The 17,680-nt window shown below is 44.4% G+C and carries 18 protein-coding genes and 1 other RNA gene; 11 read left to right on the top strand and 8 right to left on the bottom strand.

The genetic code is table 11. The annotated features are described in order from the left end of the window. Positions 1 to 69: 69 nt before the first annotated feature. Entirely contained in the window at positions 70 to 738 is a 669-nt protein-coding gene (locus tag BXP28_RS12115) for a DUF4247 domain-containing protein (RefSeq protein ID WP_024093646.1), read from the bottom strand. 28 nt (positions 739 to 766) lie between these two features. Next, positions 767 to 1,300, bottom strand: a complete 534-nt coding sequence (locus tag BXP28_RS12110) for a DUF4178 domain-containing protein (RefSeq protein WP_023483926.1) — start codon at positions 1,298 to 1,300, stop codon at positions 767 to 769. Between the two features lie 371 nt (positions 1,301 to 1,671). On the opposite strand from BXP28_RS12110, the gene cshA reads away from it, so the two are divergent. The 7 genes from cshA (at position 1,672) to BXP28_RS12075 (ending at position 8,373) form a co-directional block, all read left to right on the top strand. After that, entirely contained in the window at positions 1,672 to 3,189 is a 1,518-nt protein-coding gene (cshA, locus tag BXP28_RS12105) for a degradosome RNA helicase CshA (protein ID WP_024093648.1), read from the top strand. A gap of 198 nt (positions 3,190 to 3,387) precedes the next feature. Continuing rightward, positions 3,388 to 4,071 (top strand): YesL family protein, encoded by a 684-nt coding sequence (locus tag BXP28_RS12100; protein ID WP_237088952.1) that lies wholly within the window; start codon positions 3,388 to 3,390, stop codon positions 4,069 to 4,071. Between the two features lie 87 nt (positions 4,072 to 4,158). After that, positions 4,159 to 4,338, top strand: a non-coding RNA gene (gene ssrS, locus BXP28_RS12095) — 6S RNA. Between the two features lie 144 nt (positions 4,339 to 4,482). Next, on the top strand, positions 4,483 to 5,139 hold the full coding sequence (gene fsa, locus BXP28_RS12090) for a fructose-6-phosphate aldolase (RefSeq protein WP_023483923.1): 657 nt from the start codon (positions 4,483 to 4,485) through the stop codon (positions 5,137 to 5,139). Between the two features lie 35 nt (positions 5,140 to 5,174). Then, positions 5,175 to 6,182 carry a class II fructose-bisphosphatase gene (gene glpX / locus BXP28_RS12085; RefSeq protein ID WP_023483922.1) on the top strand — a complete coding sequence of 336 codons (1,008 nt, stop codon included), beginning with the start codon at positions 5,175 to 5,177 and terminating at the stop codon, positions 6,180 to 6,182. 234 nt (positions 6,183 to 6,416) lie between these two features. Continuing rightward, a complete protein-coding gene (locus BXP28_RS12080) occupies positions 6,417 to 7,781 on the top strand; it encodes an Nramp family divalent metal transporter (protein WP_036655120.1) in 1,365 nt (454 codons plus the stop codon). 202 nt (positions 7,782 to 7,983) lie between these two features. Then, positions 7,984 to 8,373, top strand: a complete 390-nt coding sequence (locus BXP28_RS12075; RefSeq protein ID WP_036655118.1) for a DUF1499 domain-containing protein — start codon at positions 7,984 to 7,986, stop codon at positions 8,371 to 8,373. An 84-nt stretch (positions 8,374 to 8,457) separates the two neighbouring features. Here the strand turns inward: BXP28_RS12075 and tpx are convergent, their stop codons facing one another. Next, positions 8,458 to 8,976, bottom strand: a complete 519-nt coding sequence (gene tpx / locus BXP28_RS12070; RefSeq protein ID WP_023483919.1) for a thiol peroxidase — start codon at positions 8,974 to 8,976, stop codon at positions 8,458 to 8,460. A gap of 145 nt (positions 8,977 to 9,121) precedes the next feature. On the opposite strand from tpx, the gene gltC reads away from it, so the two are divergent. Next, positions 9,122 to 10,051 carry a glutamate biosynthesis transcriptional regulator GltC gene (gene gltC / locus BXP28_RS12065; protein WP_024093650.1) on the top strand — a complete coding sequence of 310 codons (930 nt, stop codon included), beginning with the start codon at positions 9,122 to 9,124 and terminating at the stop codon, positions 10,049 to 10,051. A gap of 17 nt (positions 10,052 to 10,068) precedes the next feature. Here gltC and BXP28_RS12060 read toward each other — a convergent pair whose 3' ends face one another. The 4 genes from BXP28_RS12060 to BXP28_RS12045 form a co-directional block, all read right to left on the bottom strand. After that, on the bottom strand, positions 10,069 to 10,755 hold the full coding sequence (locus BXP28_RS12060; RefSeq protein ID WP_036657023.1) for a zinc metallopeptidase: 687 nt from the start codon (positions 10,753 to 10,755) through the stop codon (positions 10,069 to 10,071). Between the two features lie 39 nt (positions 10,756 to 10,794). Next, the gene (locus BXP28_RS12055) at positions 10,795 to 11,202 is read right to left on the bottom strand and encodes a MerR family transcriptional regulator (RefSeq protein ID WP_023483916.1); all 408 of its coding nucleotides are present in this window, start codon (positions 11,200 to 11,202) and stop codon (positions 10,795 to 10,797) included. 305 nt (positions 11,203 to 11,507) lie between these two features. Further along, positions 11,508 to 11,933: a M67 family metallopeptidase gene (locus BXP28_RS12050; protein WP_158225771.1), complete on the bottom strand. Its 426-nt coding sequence runs from the start codon at positions 11,931 to 11,933 to the stop codon at positions 11,508 to 11,510. 93 nt (positions 11,934 to 12,026) lie between these two features. After that, entirely contained in the window at positions 12,027 to 13,340 is a 1,314-nt protein-coding gene (locus tag BXP28_RS12045) for an MFS transporter (RefSeq protein ID WP_036655110.1), read from the bottom strand. A 153-nt stretch (positions 13,341 to 13,493) separates the two neighbouring features. On the opposite strand from BXP28_RS12045, the gene BXP28_RS12040 reads away from it, so the two are divergent. After that, positions 13,494 to 14,063: a TlpA family protein disulfide reductase gene (locus BXP28_RS12040; RefSeq protein WP_023483913.1), complete on the top strand. Its 570-nt coding sequence runs from the start codon at positions 13,494 to 13,496 to the stop codon at positions 14,061 to 14,063. A 125-nt stretch (positions 14,064 to 14,188) separates the two neighbouring features. On the opposite strand, the gene cimA is transcribed toward BXP28_RS12040, so the two are convergent. Then, entirely contained in the window at positions 14,189 to 15,808 is a 1,620-nt protein-coding gene (gene cimA / locus BXP28_RS12035) for a citramalate synthase (RefSeq protein ID WP_036655107.1), read from the bottom strand. A gap of 211 nt (positions 15,809 to 16,019) precedes the next feature. On the opposite strand from cimA, the gene BXP28_RS12030 reads away from it, so the two are divergent. Next, entirely contained in the window at positions 16,020 to 17,312 is a 1,293-nt protein-coding gene (locus BXP28_RS12030) for a DNA polymerase IV (protein WP_036655106.1), read from the top strand. A 79-nt stretch (positions 17,313 to 17,391) separates the two neighbouring features. Next, positions 17,392 to 17,625, top strand: coding sequence for a ferredoxin (locus tag BXP28_RS12025; protein WP_024093655.1), 234 nt, complete (start codon positions 17,392 to 17,394; stop codon positions 17,623 to 17,625). The last annotated feature ends 55 nt before the right edge of the window (positions 17,626 to 17,680 follow it).

The following is a 17,680-nucleotide window of genomic DNA, read 5'->3' as shown; positions in this document are numbered from 1 at the left end:
AAACATCACAAATCGACTTTTGGGACAGCCCCTTCAAAACGCCGACAAAATCTTTGGTTCATTGCCTTTTTATTTCTTTTTTGTACTGAATGAACCGGAACGTCCGCTGGTTCCAGGCTTTGAACCAGTATCAGATTTGGTCTTTGGAGCCGATCCGTCATTCTTACGGCTACTGCTGCCCGTATCCTTTTTGCCGGTATCAAACGAGCCTTTCCGGTCGGAAGTGGATGGGGTATTGCTGTCTTTCTTATCCGTACTGCCGGAGTCCTGCTGTCTGTTTTGCTGGGGAGTAGAGCTATATCCTTTGTAGGAGGAATTCGAGTTCGAATTAAACCACCCGCCGCCCAGAACAGATTGCAGTGCCGCAGCCGTCAGAAAGGTTTGCAGGAAGGAAGAATTGTAATGCTCCTTCGCATATTCAATTGTATTGATTTCAACTAGCGTATTATTTTCATTTTTCGGATCCTTCTGTACATTTATAACCTGATCGTTGTACAGAAGAAACATTTGTTCATCGGATTCCTTGCTCATTTCTTTCGGCTTTTGCTCATTTGCCAGTTCTTTGGATACTTCCGGGACTTTTTTGCCTTCTACCGAATATACTTTGGACATATTGCTTCCTTTGCCATCGGCTTTAACAAGATTGTAATGATCCTTGACATAGTCGCCAACGTTTGAACACCCGACAAGAAGGGTGAATACCATTAGAACAGCGATCCATTTACACCATTTAGACACCTTGCTTCCCCCTTTTCCCGGAACGATCCTATAAGGATCCTTTCAAGAATTTTACATCGGCAGCAGGAATTCTGCTTCCTTCCATAGCAACGAATTTCCCGTCCTGCCATTGGAGGAAGAAGTAATCTTCTCCGGCGCTGAAATAGCGCCAGAACATGGCTTCATCCCCGCTGCGGAAGTCGGTATTGCCTTCGGTTCGGGTCACATCTAACCGGTGGTGCTCCAATTCATACGTTTTATCGCCGTCCAGGACAAGTGTGGAAGGAACATCGTTAGGGTCATCAAGTGCACCTTCCAGAAAATTGCAAATGAAACATTCATACGTCCGTCCTTTTTCCACAATCAAACACTTGATCGTTTTGCCGCTTTGGACATAATAAGCATACCGGTGGGGGGCATAACCGCGGTCGAAATAAAGGACTTTACCTGAAAAAACATATTCTTCCAAATCTACCGTTACGATATCACCGACACGGGAATCTTCAAAAGGGTTGCTTTCTTTAACGGCGGGCTGTTCTTTATGGCTCTTTAAAATATTTCCGACTCGTTTAAATAGGGACATGAGACCAAACGCTCCTTATCTTTTCATTGTGTAGTATTTCCTATTTTCGAAAAAAACTTAATTGTATTTATATACGCTGACCCGGGATGAAGGTTTCACCTAAAGGAAGTATATCATAGAAACAGGGAAGAATATGAAAGTCATCGGTTATTTGCAATAAAACGGACATGGGGGTGTACCGAAAGTGAGGCTGGAAATGGTTGGTCAATCTGTGCTATAATGTTCAAGATATTCTTAGGGATCGCTTTTATAGGGAGGCTGTTCATGAATACACATGTTCTGCATGGGCGAAAAGTACAGGTAAGTCGTGCTTAAGGATATAAGACAGCGAAGGTGAAAAGCCTTCATAAGATAAAGGAGATTGAAAACTATTGGCTACATTTCAAGAATTCGGTTTAGAACCAAAAGTTACAAAAGCAATTACAGAAATGGGATTTGAAGAGGCAACACCTATCCAGGCAAAAACAATTCCACTTGCCCTCCAAGGACATGATCTGATCGGTCAGGCGCAAACAGGAACAGGAAAAACTGCCGCTTTCGGTGTTCCTCTTATCAACAAGATTGATACGGCTGCAGATAAAATTGTTGCACTGGTTATGTGTCCTACCCGGGAGCTCGCGATTCAAGTGGCAGAAGAAATCAGCAAGCTGGGACGTTTTAAAGGGATCCGTTCCCTGCCTATCTATGGCGGACAGGATATCGTTAAACAAATTCGCGCATTGAAAAAGAAACCTCAAATTATTATCGGTACCCCAGGCCGTTTGCTTGACCACATTAACCGCAAAACCATCAAGCTTGAAGGTGTGGAGACAGTCGTTCTGGACGAAGCAGATGAAATGCTTGACATGGGCTTTATGGATGACATTCAATCTATCTTGAGTCAAGTTCCAGAAGAGCGCCATACTATGCTGTTTTCCGCCACAATGCCGCCTAATATTCAGAAGCTTGCTCATCAGTTCTTGCGCAACCCTCAACACGTTTCGGTTATTCCTAAGCAAGTAAGTGCACCGCTTATTGCTCAAGCATATATCGAAGTACATGAAAAACAGAAATTTGAGGCACTTAGCCGTCTGTTGGATATGGAAGCGCCGGAACTTGCCATTATTTTTGGCCGTACCAAGCGCAGAGTGGACGAATTATCGGAAGCCCTGCAAAAAAGGGGATATGCTGCCGAAGGCCTGCATGGCGACCTTTCCCAAAATCAGCGTGACAATGTGATGAGAAAATTCCGTGATGGAAGCATTGATGTTCTCGTGGCTACGGATGTGGCTGCCCGCGGTTTGGATGTAAGTGGGGTTTCCCATGTAATCAACTTCGACCTTCCGCAAGATCCGGAAAGCTACGTTCACCGTATCGGTCGTACCGGACGTGCAGGTAAAGAAGGAACGGCCTGGACATTTGTCACTCCCCGTGAGATTGACCATCTTCATTTCATTGAGAAAGTAACCCGTCATAAGATTAGCAGAAAACCACTGCCGAGCCTGGCTGAAGCTATGGAAGGCAAGCAAAAGATGACAGCAGAACGTATCCTGGAGCTGATGGAAAAAGATAATCATCAGGAATTTAAGGGTGTTGCCATTCAACTTCTGGAGCAATATGACTCTGTAAATTTATTGGCTGCGGCTCTTAAACTGCTGACCGGTGAGAAGAAAGACGTAAATATTGAACTGACTCCTGAAGAACCGCTTCGTGCGAAAAAACGCCGTTTCGACGTTCGGAATTCGGGACGTAAGCCATACGGCAATGACCGCCGTTCCGGAGGTTACCGTTCTTCACGCAAAGATGGATACAGGGACCGGGATAAAGACCGCCGCGGAGGAAGAGATTTCTCAAACCGCGATTATTCCAAGAACAGAACCCACTCTTCAAAGAAAGAGAATTTCATATAAGATTGTCTTAAACGGACATTGTAGAGATCTGCCGGCTGCAGATCTCTTTTTCCTATCTAATCCAAGCGAAATAAGCTATAATAATGAAAACAAACCTTTTTAGGAGGGCACCATCTTGGAGTTTAGAGGAATTATGGGGGACTTTACCGGCTGACAGAATGGATTACGAGACTGGCCGCAATTAATTTGCTGGGTCTCTTGGCCAGCTTCCTATTTTTCTGGGTAGTTCTTGCAGGCCTGAATACCCCGGAAATGTGGGCAATGACGCTCCTTCTTCTCGCTGTTTTGGCACCGTTTACATTGCTTCCATCCATGGCAGCCATGTTTTCCGTAGTACGCAAATGGGTAATGGGGGATGAGGATGTTCCCTTATTCAAGACTTTTTTCAAAGGGTACAAGGAAAATTACCTTCAGAGTATGCTTGGCGGACTGACCTTTGTCCTTCTGGCAATTGTTGTCTTCGTCAACTACAAATTCTATGCCGCACAATCCGGCACTTTCCATTTTCTTTCGTATTTGTTTCTGGCTCTTGGGTTTATTTTAACAGCCGCGATAATTAATTTCGTTTCGATTACGGTGCACCTTCACATGAAGGTCAGACATATTGTGAAAAATGCGCTTCTGATTACGGTTGGAAATCCGCTTAACGCTTTTTCACTTATTGTGGTCAATGCATTGATCACTTATATCGGTGTTAAGTTTCCGCCGCTGATCCTGTTTTTTGCGGGAAGTGTTATGGCAACGTATTCGTTTTGGATGTTCTACCGGAACTTCCTGAAAATCAGACAAAAGCAGGAAAAGATGGCTCAGGCTTTGGCAGAACAGGAAAAAGAGGATAAAGCGGAAGAATTGTCCGTGAAACAGACTCCAAATAAGGCATAAGTAACAGGACTTCCACATTCCGCCCATCACTTGAATCTTCAAAAAATCTGTTCTATAATAGATACAGCATAAGCTAAACACAAATTGAATATCCTGCGATGTTCGTTTCGGTTTTTGTTGTTTTGAACCAATGACAGTTTCAAGGGAGACTTAGATCGAAGTATGGCTGACATGCCCTCGAAAAGGGATTTCAAAAGTACTTCTGCGGTCACCCACCTGCGAGAGCGGGTTTGAAACTATAAAACCGGACGGCACTGCGGGTTTTTTGTGTTTTTACATACAGAATTTATGTTTATTGGATTTACGGTTGCTTTTTCCCGAATTGTGACTTTTTATCCCGTTTTATGATAAGGTTAAATGGGGTAAAGATATGGGGATGAACCATATCAACAAAAAGAAAGTGGTGAGAGCATGCGTTTATTTATTGATTCAGCTAGTGTAGAAGAAATCAGAAAAGTGCATGAACTGGGGGTTATCTCTGGTATTACCACAAATCCTTCCCTGATTGCAAAAGAAGGAAGGGATTTTTTCGAGACAGTCAAAGAGATCATTTCCATTACAGGAGATCTGCCTCTTAGTACTGAAGTTGTAGCAGAAGATGCTGAGGGCATGGTCGAACAAGGGAAGAAATTGGCCGGGCTAGGTGAGGGGATCGTGATTAAAGTACCCATGAATGCCGAAGGGCTGAAAGCAACCAACAGGCTGTCCAAGCTTGGCATCAAAACGAATGTCACGCTCATTTTCAGTTCCACACAAGCCCTTCTGGCAGCCCGTGCCGGAGCCACATATGTTTCACCTTTTATTGGCCGTCTGGACGATATTAACCAGATCGGGATGAACTTGATTGAAGAGATCAGCCAGATGTTCAAGATTCATGGCATTGAATCACAAATTATTGCAGCCAGTGTACGCCATACCACTCATGTAATCGAAGCCGCTTTGGCGGGTTCGGATATTGCCACTATTCCATACAAAGTGTTTGAAAGTATGATGAGACATCCTCTGACGGATGCCGGAATTGCCAAGTTCAATGAAGACTGGAAAAATGCCGAGCAAAAACCGTTTTAATAAATAGTTAAACAAATGGGGGGGCCTTGTCGACTATGGAGAGAGAACTGGCCTTGGAGGTCGTAAGAGTTACGGAAGCGGCAGCACTCGCATCCGCGAAATGGATGGGACGGGGCAAGAAGAACGAAGCGGATGAGGCTGCTACTACAGCCATGAGGGTAATGTTCGATACGGTTTCCGTTCAAGGAACCGTCGTGATTGGGGAAGGCGAAATGGACGAAGCCCCAATGCTGTATATTGGGGAAGCGGTTGGGAATAATCAGGGAATAGAAGTGGACATAGCAGTTGACCCGCTCGAAGGAACCAATATAGTCGCACAAGGTCTCGATAATGCCATTTCTGTACTTGCTATGGCGCCGCGGGGGAATTTGCTTCATGCTCCGGATATGTATATGGAAAAGCTGGCTGTCGGGCCACAACTGGCCGGGAAGGTAAGCATTGCCGATCCAATTGAGAAGACACTGCAAACTGCGGCAAAAGAGCTGCACAAAAATATAAGCGATCTAACGGTTATGCTTCTCGACCGGGAACGCCATGACCCAATTGTGAAAGCATTGCGCCGGGTTGGAGTGAGGATCAAGTTCTTAAGCGATGGGGACGTGGCCGGAGCAATTGCCCCTGCAATGGAGGAAAGCGGAATTGACTTGTTTGTAGGCTCAGGAGGTGCTCCTGAGGGAGTTCTGGCGGCAGCCGCACTGAAATGTCTCGGTGGAGAGATTCAGGCAAGACTAATGCCCGGTAATGCCGCGGAATATGAACGGTGTATAGAGATGGGCATGAAGGACCCGTACCAAATCTTAACGATGGAAGAAATGGTTGGAACCGGCGATGTTATTTTTGCGGCTACGGGTGTAACATCCGGCAGCTTTTTAAAGGGAGTCCGCTATCTGAAAGGGGAAAAAGCGGAAACGCATTCTCTCGTAATGCGGGCGAAAACCAAAACAGTACGTTATATTCAGACAACCCACTATTTGCCGAATAAACCGCTCCTGAACAAAACAGAAGGGCAAGTAGCTGCCCCTGTAGAGGGAGATAGCCTTTAAATCTGTTATAAAATTGAGCCTGAAGGATTTCTTCAGGTTCAATTTTTGTATTTCCGCCGAAATTTGTACCATTCAAACCAGGCCAACGAAATCTCTTCGTCTTAGGATGGTCCAAAAGAATTGTGCACCACTTCAAGGCAAAAGAAATAAACTGGTTCAAGGCGGAGCTCTATTTTTTTAAAATAAAAGTTTCCCTCGGACAACATTATTGAATTAACGAAAGAAGGGGTGGAAATGGACGCCGTTATCAAAGAGAAAGAAAAACAACAGCAAAAAGGTTGGCGGCATCAAACGGACTCCATCAGCTTACCCGAAGTAAATAAAACAATGAAAGTCCCTAAGAAAGGAAGCTTTTTACGCAAGTTTATGGCATTTATAGGGCCGGGTTATCTGGTTGCAGTCGGTTATATGGACCCGGGTAATTGGGCAACCGACTTAGCGGGTGGTTCCATGTTCGGTTACACTCTGTTGTCGGTAATCCTCATCTCAAATTTGATGGCTATTTTACTGCAAGCCCTATCTGCCAGGTTGGGAATCGCAACGGGGAAAGATCTGGCCCAGGCTTGCCGGGATCATTACATTAAGCCGGTTTCTTTTGCCTTATGGCTTCTTTGTGAACTTGCCATTGCGGCTTGCGATTTGGCTGAAGTGATCGGCTCAGCCATTGCGTTGAAATTATTGTTCGGAATTCCGCTATTATATGGAGTCCTTATTACAGCATTTGATGTCATTTTGGTTTTGCTTCTTCAGAAAAAAGGTTTCCGTCTAATCGAGGCAATTGTCATTAGCCTGATCTTATTGATTGGCGTTTGTTTTGTTTTCGACATAGCTTTGTCTCAGCCTAATGTTGCTGAAGTGATGAAAGGGTTTGTCCCTACAGCTGAAATTGTACAGAATCCTGAAATGCTTTACATTGCCCTTGGCATTCTGGGAGCAACGGTGATGCCGCATAATTTGTATCTGCATTCCTCGATCGTTCAGACGCGTGATTATGAAAGGACAACAGAAGGAAAACGCTCGGCCATCCGCTACGCAACTTGGGACTCTTCCATAGCTTTGATGCTGGCGTTGTTCGTTAATGCCGCTATTCTGATTGTTTCTGCCGCTACATTCCATACGGTTGGACGTGAAGTCAGTGATATTGAAGCAGCTTATGAACTTTTGGGGCCTATGCTGGGAACAGGGGCAGCCAGCATCGTGTTTGGTGTGGCTCTGCTTGCTTCGGGGCAGAGTTCAACGCTTACAGGTACGCTTGCGGGACAGATTGTTATGGAGGGCTTTCTGAATATACGACTAAAGCCATGGTTAAGACGCCTTATAACACGGCTGATTGCCATTATTCCGGCTGTTGTTGTGACGGCTATTTATGGCGAACAAGGAACAGCTGATCTACTCGTATTCAGTCAGGTTATTTTGTCTCTGCAGCTTTCTTTTGCAGTTATTCCGCTTGTGAAATTTACTTCTGATAAATACAAAATGGGTGAGCTTGCAGCTCCGAAATGGATGTCATATTTGAGCTGGGTGGTAGCCATTGTTATAGCCTGCCTGAATATATATTTATTATATCAAACGATTTTTCCGGGACTGCTGGTAGAGTAGATCACTAAACTTGTCCGGTTTAAAAGTAAAGAATATCTCCGAGACAATAAAGTGTTTTTGTTTGTTTTCCATAAACTCGCATTTTTATGTAAATAAGTTTCGTTTTATTCCCTAATCCTCTTTTTCTTATCCGGAATCAATGGTAAGATTAATTTTAATGTAGGAAGACATTGTATGGACTCACCTTGAAGGAGGGAGGGTTTTGCTTAAGAGAACGTTAGTGGGTATAGTAAGAAGTCAGGAGACAACAGGGGAGAAAGCCAAAGACCCGGCATTAAAGACGAGATACTATAAATTACCCGGTGAGCTGGTATGGAATGAAGTTGTGACGCTCATAAAAAGAACACCCGGTTACAAACTGCTTCATGAAGTGAAAAATGTCGGGGAAATTGTGCTTGAGAAAAAAACCATGCTAGGACGGACTCAGGACATCACCCTTACTATAATTGCTGTGAATCCTGTTATCACGGCCATTGACATCTATTCTGCATCGCGCGGTTCACGAGGAGATCTCGGTTCTAATTATCGGGCGATTCGCGACCTTTATAACATGTTTGATAAAAAGTTGGCTCAATACGTTATCCGTACTTAGCATATAAAAACAGCAAAGGAAGTCCTTTGCTGTTTTTCACTGACTGTTTGGTATAAGTTGGTATGACCTGATTTACAAAATCTTTTACAGAAGGGACTTAATTGCTTCGAGGGCAGCGTCGTAATTAGGATGATCGGTCATTTCACCGAGGTATTCAACATAGCGGATCTTGTCCTCTGCATCGATAACGAAAATAGAGCGCATATCCAGTTGAAGTTCCTTGATCAGTACACCGTAAGCCTGGCCGAACGACTTGGATTTATAGTCCGACAGCATGACTACACGATCTACCCCGGCTGCTCCGCACCAGCGGGCTTGAGCGAACGGAAGATCGACACTTACCGTTAAAATTTGCACCTTGTCACCAAGTTTGGAAGCTTCCTCGTTAAAACGCCGGGTTTGGGCATCGCATACCCCTGTATCAATGGAAGGAACTACACTAATCAGTTTGACCTTACCGGAGAAGTCTTTCAAGGATACTTCTGTGAGCAAATCTTTATTCAGTTTAAAATCAGGCGCCGTATCGCCCGCTTTTAATTCAGGTCCGACAAGAGTGATGGGATTGCCTTTGAAGGTAGCTGCTTCTTTGCGTTCTACAGTCATGCTAAATCCTCCTTTTGGAATATGTAAAAATGCTGTGAGAAAAGTTACTGATTCTATTATAAACTTCCTAAAAGGAGATTGTCCAATTCCTGCTTTTATTGTACACTATGAACGTTTGCGAAGAACAAATCTTACGGAGGAAAATGTGGAGTTAAGACAGTTGCAGTATTTCGTGAAAGTAGCGAAAAAACAACACGTTACACAAGCCGCGGAGGAACTGCACGTGGCTCAATCTGCGGTAAGCAGGCAAATTCACCTGCTTGAAGCCGAACTAGGCGTTAATTTGTTTGTTCAAAAAGGAAGGAATTTACAACTGACATCCGTCGGGCGTCTCTTTTTATCAAGAGTGGAAGAAATCCTGTTGGATTTGGAGAAAGCCGTAAATGAAATTCATGAATTCCTGGATCCGGATGCGGGCGAAATCCGGATAGGGTTTCCGCATAGTATTGTGATTACGCTTATGCCCAATTTTGTATCCCGTTTTCGGAAGGATCATCCGAATGTCCGCTTTCGAATGAAGCAGGGAACCTATAATACATTGATCCGGGATGTCATTCAAGGCGAGATTGATTTAGCTTTTATTACGCCTTATCCTGAAGATCATGATCAGGTTTCGGGTGAGATTATTTTGACGGAAGAATTATTTGCCGTACTTCCCCCCAATCACGAGTTGGCAGGAGAAAAGGCAATCCGGTTGATTCAATTAAAAGATGAGCCTTTTGTTATGTTCAGTGAAGATTATTCGCTGCGTGCCATTGCGATGAATGCCTGCATGAAAGCCGGATTTGTACCTGATATTGAATTTGAAGGGGAAGAAACCGACACGATAAGGGGCCTTGTTGCAGCCGGAATGGGGGTCAGCCTGCTGCCTGCCATGGCTCTTCGCGATAAAGGAGAGCTTCAGCCGGCCAAAGTAAAAATTATTGATCCGAAGGTGACACGCACGGTCGGCATTATTAAACGGAAAGGGGAGAAACTCCCCCTAGTGGCTGAAGTGTTTCGCCGTTTCTTAATTGATTATTTTGAAAAACACCGGAATAACCAGAACAAGAAAAATAAAGGTTCCAAAGCTTAAGGCTTTGGAACCTTTTGTCAATCCCTGTTATTGAAAATCATAATAAACTTCAGGAGCTGAAGTACGGAAATCAGGGCTGCAGCTACATACGTAAGAGCAGCGGCATTCAGGACCTTACCTACACCGTACTCTTCTTCGCGGGTTACGAATCCATAATCCAGCATAAGCTTCCTTGCCCGGCTGCTTGCATTGAATTCAACCGGGAGGGTAATCAATTGGAACAGGACGGCTACGGAGAAAAAGATGATGCCAATATGAAGCAGAAAGCTGAATTGTTGAAAGATTAACCCGGCCAGAATCAGAAAAGGAGCCACACCGGATGCAAAATTGGCAACCGGGAAGATCTGGCTTCTGGTGACCAGCATCGGGTAATTGACCTTATGCTGGATAGCATGGCCTACTTCGTGACAGGCAACCGAAATGGCCGAAATGGATCTTTCATAATAAACAGGTTCCGATAATCTGACTACTCTGGCTTGTGGGTCATAATGATCTGTAAGGGCTCCTTGGACAGGCTCAACCGGTACATCGTGAAGACCATTAACATCGAGCATCCTTCTGGCCGCTTCGTAACCGGTCATACCGGACATGGTTTGGACTTGCGAATATTCATTAAAGGTTCCTCTCACGCGGAAGGAAGCCCACATTGAGATACCGAATGCTACAAAAATTAGTAAATCCATTGGATGAAAATAAAATGGCATAAACAATAGCCTAACCTCCATTCATGATGAACTGTTTGTTTAAGAGAAAGGTCCTTTTCCTAGCAAGAAAAGCAGGGCTTCTATACATGCTGCGGTTGGCTGGGTAAGCAGATTGTAGACTTTTTTCATTTGACGCGGCTTCAGCTGCTGAATGATGGGTTCCAGTTCCTTCACTTCCTTCTCCAATTGTCCAAGATGCAGTTGAAGAGAAGTTAATTTATCCGTCATGTCCGGTTGCTGAAGGGCTTTATCCCACTGCTTAAGCTTTTCCTTAATCTCATCTAAACTATACTTCTCTTTTTTCAGCATTTCGATGCGTTTAAGCCTGGCCAAGGTATCGTCACTGTAATAACGGTAATTGCTGTCAGATCTCATCTCAGGACGGATAAGACCGAGTTTCGTATAGTAATCGATAGTCCTGGAGCTTACACCAGCCAGCTGGGCCAATTCGCCTATTTTATATAGTGGTTTATCCCCATCTCCATCACCTCAACACTTATTCATACTCTTCTTCCTTATTATTATAATGATACCTGAATTGAAACCGTACAGTCAAACGTAATAGTTTTCATAAACAGGAAGTTGAAACAATTTTCATAGCTTTGTTGTATGACAAAATTGTTTCAGTTGAGTATTGTATATACGATTATATACTATCCATTGTAAAACTTGTGGCTATGAGAACCTTAAAACAACCTAAATTTTCAAATGTAATAATGAATGTGCGATTTTACCTTAGCCTATGTGAAACTTCAACACCATCTTATACGGCAAAGCCGCTCCTCTAAGTTTCCGGAGTACGGTGTACAGGGAAACGGCATTTCATATATATGAAGCGGATTAACCAGTCCGGGCAAAAGAGATAAAATCCAATACGTAGGCAGAGTATGCCAAAAAGTTGTTTTATCTTCTATGGATGGGATTGGAGGTGTTTCCGGATGGGAATGGAAAATGCCAATTAATTCAGTATTCCTTAAAAATCCGGTTTTCTCTGGAGCGGTTTCTTCCATCAGGGCTTGAATAACGCTTCTGGGGTCCATTTCAAAGTGTGCAGTCGGATTAGCGGCGACATTAGGTACCAGGCGGATCCAGGAGACATGAAACCCATTTTCTCTTTTGCTGCCATATACGAATCCGCAGCTTTCCCGTGGGGCTTGCTCCAGGCAGGATTGTTTCACCTTGTTAAACATTTTTTTTGAAATATATAAGGTAGTCATCATAGATTTATTATATAAAAAAAGCACCCGACTGCCAGGTCCGGGTGCCGGAATTCAATTAATTTTCCCCTTTGGTTTAATGAGAAAGAAGGCCAGGCCCAAAGTGACGGCGGCCAGGATGGATACCGTAATGAAAACAGATTGATGGGAAATGCCCATCAGCCATCCGAAAAGAGGGGGTCCGAAAGCAACACCGATAAATCGCAAGCTGTTATAAATAGAAGTAATCATCCCGCGTTCCTGTTTTTTGACGGATCCGGTAATCATCGTATTCAGACACGGAAGCAAAAGACCGGTTCCTATACCGCTCAAGGTCAGCAGGCTTATAAAGATATACAGCTTATTAAACAGGAAGATAGAGGCGCCAAGCGAAACGGTCATGAGAGCAAGCCCGATGTTAATGAGCCAGCGCATGGCGGTTCCGTTCTTTTTAATGAGAGCTCCCGTAGTATAAGAGGTCACGACCATGCCCAACAAAGGGATAGCGAGAACAAGACCTTTTCTTACCCCTTTAATGTGATAAGGAGCTTCTTCCAGTACATCGGATAAGTAAAAAAGAACACCGAACAGGATAAACAAGGCCAGAGAACCTGCAAAAAAAGAAGTGATGAGCCATCGCCCTTTGTCTTTCAAAATGCTTCCAATTTTCTTCAGGTATGGTTTAAGTTCGGGAGGTTTCTGGTCCCGTTTCGGTTCTTTTATGATAAAAATAACGGCTAACAGGGAGATTGCACAAAAAACAGGAAAAGCAAAAAAAGGGACATACCAGGCTATTATAGCCAATAGTGAACCTAAAATCGGACTGATCACTTTACCGGCTCCGTTTGAAGCTTCCGTTAGGCCAAGGGCCTTGCTTTCTGTTCCCCCGGTATACAAGTCACCGACAAGAGCCATGGCAATAGGAGCAGTCCCTGCTGCACCCATCCCCTGAATGGCCCGGGCAATAATGATAATGGTATAAGACTTCCATATTGCGCCAAAGCCGGCTAATATACCGGCAATCCCGTAAATGACCAAGGACGGGATAATAATGGCTTTCCGCGAAAAACGATCCGATAAATAGCCGGAGACCGGAATAACGAGTCCGGCTGTAATTGAGAATAACGTGATAACCAAACTGGATTGAAATCGGGAAACGCCGAGGGTGCTCTCCAGTTCAGGGAGAATGGGCACCAGCATGGAATTTCCCAGAACAAGGACTAAAGGAATTGTAGCAATCGCCATAAATTCCAGCAGTTTTCCCTTGGACCCTTGATCTTGGCCTGATTTCTGCGAACTCTGGGAAGATGAATGCTCACCGGGATGGGCATCTTCCCTCATGTCGCTTTCAAAAACCACACGTAGCCTTTTAGATTTTGTCTGTTCCAAGCTGTCCACCTCTGCTTCTTCACATTAATCGCACTCTTTGTATAAGATTCCCTAAGGCAAGTCCCCCATTCGGTCAGAAAAGAGAAAGATATTGGAATTTTCCGGCCATTTTGGAGATAATAAAGGAAGAAGACAAAATAGCTTGGAGGGACTATGTTTAAAAGGAATATTGTCGTAAGTATCCTCTTGATAGTGCTTGTCGGTTTTGCGGTATATAAAAATGGGAATAATGCCAATCAGCCGATGAGCCAGGCGATCAATACAGCAGGGCTTCAGATTGCCGAAGGGCAGGAAGCTCCCCAAAAAGGGTCTTCCGCCCCTTCATTTTCCTTAACGGGACTCGATGGAAAAAGTTATAATGTAGGAGGCAGCCGCGATAAACTTTTATTGGTTAATTTCTGGGCATCCTGGTGCGGGCCCTGCAGGACTGAAGCACCCGACCTGGTCCAGCTGTACAACAAATATAAGGATAAAATGGACTTGTATGCAGTCAATGTTTCTCAAGGAGACAGCATGCGGAATATTCAGGCCTTTGTGGATGAATTCAAGTTTCCTTTTCCTGTATTGCTGGATAAAGAGGGCACAGTGGCAAGTGCCTACAGAATTCTTGCTATTCCAACCAGTTTTTTGATTGATAAGAACGGAAAAATTGTGGAAATATTTAATGTGCTTCCGCCCAAGGAACTTGAGAAAAAAATTCAGAAGCACCAATCGGGTTCATAACCGGAATTTTCCACCACCCGGTTTTATTAGACACCGGTAAACCGGTAACCATTTAAAAAACTGCGTGCGGTTGATCGAAAATTGATCATCTGCACGCAGTTTCTTGTTGAATTCTTAAAAGTATCTTAATGGTTAACAAGTCCAACATGTTCTTTATATTCCATGGGTGCGATCGGAAGCGGTTTTTTACCGATCAGGGCATACCGGAAACTATCGACCAATGCATTCCAGCTGGCTTCAATAACGTTTTCGGAGACTCCGACGGTACTCCATGAAGTTTCCCCATTAGTTGTTTCGATCAATACTCTTACTTTAGCGGCCGATGCGTCTTTCTCATCCAGCACCCGGACTTTATAGTCGGTCAGATGCATATTCCGGATGGAAGGATAATACGGCTCCAATGCTTTTCGAAGAGCATAGTCAAGGGCGTTTAAAGGCCCTCGTCCTTCAGCAGCTGTATACATGGAATTCCCGTGAACATTTACTTTCAAAAACGCCTCGGATTCTTCCGGCTTACCTGCCGCTTTTTCCATCAGGATTTTAAAGGATTCCAACCGGAAAATATCTTCAAGCCCGTGTACATGTTTACGAAGAAGAAGTTCCAGGGAAGCGTCGGCACCTTCAAACTGATAACCTTCATGTTCTAGATTTTTCACTTCCAGAATGACTTTTTTGGTGCCCTCATGCTGAGGGTCCAGCTCCATGTTCAACTCCTGGGCCTTGGATAACAGGTTGCTTTGTCCGGCGAGTTCCGAGACAAGCACCCTTTGTTTGTTGCCCACGTATTCGGGTTTTGTATGCTCGTAAGTTGTAGGATTTTTCAGAATGGCAGAAACATGAATGCCTCCTTTATGGGCAAATGCTGCTGTGCCTACATACGGCTGGTTCAGAGGCATGTGCATATTAGCAATTTCACTGATATACCGGGCTGTCGGAGTCAGCAGTTCGAGCTGCTGCGGTGCAAGGGCTTCAAGGCCCATTTTTAGTTGGAGATTCGGAATAACCGAGCACAGATTCGCATTGCCGCAGCGCTCCCCGTAACCGTTCATGGTTCCTTGTACCTGAGTGGCCCCTGCAGCTACTGCCGCGAGTGTATTGGCCACCCCAAGCTCACAGTCGTTATGGGCGTGAATACCGAGCGGTATATTTAAAGGCTGCTGAACAGCTGTTACAATATTAGCCACTTCATCAGGCAGTGATCCTCCATTGGTATCGCAAAGGACAATCCAATCGGCACCGCCCTCTTGGGCTTTAAGAATAGTATCCAGGGCGTAGGCGGGATTATGTTTGTACCCGTCAAAAAAATGTTCGGCCAAATAAATGACCTCAAGTCCTTTGCTTTTCAGGTAAGATACGGAATCATGAATCATGGAGAGATTTTCTTCCAGTGTAGTCTGAATAGCTTTGTGTACATGGAAGTCCCATGACTTTCCAAAAATGCTGGCAACTTCAACACCCGACTCTATAATACGGTTTAGATTGATGTCTTCACTGGCCTTGATGCCTTTGCGCCGGGTGCTTCCAAAAGCTGAAATCTTCGCTTGCTTCAGGTTCAGCTCCCGGACCCTGACAAAGAATTCTATGTCTTTGCTGTTGCTTCCGGGCCAACCGCCTTCAATATAATGGACACCCAGCTCATCGAGCTTGTGTGCTATCTTCAGTTTGTCTTCAACAGATAAGCTAACTCCTTCACCCTGTGTGCCGTCTCTTAGAGTTGTGTCAAAAATCCGAACTGACTTAGGCAATTGTTGTCCCTCCATCCGCAAAAATCGTCTGTCCAAGTATATTGCTTGATTATATCACAAATTCCTGCTTATGGATAAGAATTGTAAGGGAAACAAGGCAGCTTCTTGTTGATTTTCAAAAAGGGCGGAAGTATGCTGATAATAGAGGCGGAAATGGTTACCTTTTATAAAAGAGCGTTTCCAAATGATTATAAAATAAGGAAGTCTTGCTATGAATTCAGTGCATGACAGTTATCCGAAAAAAGGGCGGGTTATCCTGCATATTGATATGAATGCTTTTTATTGTTCGGTACATGCTGCTGTGGATCCTGAACAGTATAAGGGAAAACCCATTGCGGTCTCCGGAAGCATCGAACAGAGAAAAGGTATTATCGTTACTTCTTCGTATGCGGCCAGGGCCAAGGGGGTAAAAACCGGGATGCATGTCAGGCAGGCACTGCGGGTTTGTCCTGATTTGATTTTAATAAAACCGGACTTTCATTTATACCGCCAGTATTCCAAGGCATTCATAAAAATTGTGTACGATTATTCCCCCTTGGTGGAACCTGTTTCAATTGACGAATGCTTTGTAGATATAACCGGGTCTAAACAATTCGGAACACCGCTGGAAATTGCCCGGGAGATTCAGAGACGGATACAGGATGAACTGCATTTGCCATGTTCCATCGGCATTGCTCCTAACAAGCTGTTGGCCAAGATGGGTTCGGACATGAAGAAGCCGCGGGGACTTTTTGTTTTTCGCCTCAGGGATGTCCCGGATGTTTTATGGAACAAACCTTGCGGTGTCCTGTTTGGTATAGGGAAAAGAACAGCGGACAAGCTAAAAAAGCTGAATATTCATACCATCGGGCAGCTTGCTTCCTGTGAGGAATCCTTTTTGACGAAAACGTTTGGTGTACAGGGTTCTTATTTGAAACGGGCGGCTAACGGTTTAGATGATTCTCCGGTAAACCCGCAGAGAGAAGCTAGCAAATCTGTGGGGCATACTACCACGCTTCCTTATAATCTGACAGAACGCCTTGAGGTTACAAGAGTGTTTCTAAACCTTGCCGATCAGGTGGCCCGGAGAATGCGCCGCCAGGGTCTGGTAGCTTCTACCATCCAGATTACGATCCGGGATCCGGATATGAAAACTATAACAAGGTCAGTTACACTGCCTGTACCGACTGAACATGCTGACGATATTTATCAAGAGGCTTGCAAACTTTTTGACCGCCATTGGAAAGAAGGAAGGCCTATCCGTCTGCTGGGTATTACTCTCCAGAGTCTGGGGAATAAAGAAGAAAAGCCGATTCAACTGGATTTGTTCAGCTACGAACAGCAGCCCAAAAAAGAGCAGCTTACCAAAGCACTTGATTCCCTAAGGGACAAATTTGGTGAAAATGCGGTCCTGACCGCGGGTATGCTTGGCGATGATCCTTCAACGCTGCTGAGAAACCATAAAAGAAGAGGAACGTCCTTACAGAAGGATCAGCTCTTTAATCCTGGTCAAACGGAGTCATAATCTGTCAAAAACTACGTTTGAACTTTGCAAACTTTTATATTATATTGTAGTTTGAGGATATTTAGAGGAGGAATTTACAATGGCAAAATACACATGGGTGGAGAAAGATACCTGCATTGCTTGTGGTGCATGCGGAGCAACTGCGCCGGATATTTATGATTACGACGATGAAGGACTTGCCGAAGTTATTTACGAAGGCGATAACAACCAAGGCATAACTGAAATTCCGGAAGATTTATACGATGATCTGCAGGATGCCCAGGACGGCTGCCCGACGGATTCCATTAAAGTTGCCGATACACCATTTAACTAATTGGTTTCGATATAGATCTGATTCAGAACCCTCAAGCGGTCTGCTGCGGGGTTCT

The sequence above is a fragment of the Paenibacillus larvae subsp. larvae genome (assembly GCF_002003265.1).
GTDB lineage: Bacteria > Bacillota > Bacilli > Paenibacillales > NBRC-103111 > Paenibacillus_H > Paenibacillus_H larvae.
The sequence above is the reverse complement of the archived record's forward strand: the minus strand, read 5'-3'. Positions and strand labels throughout refer to the sequence as shown.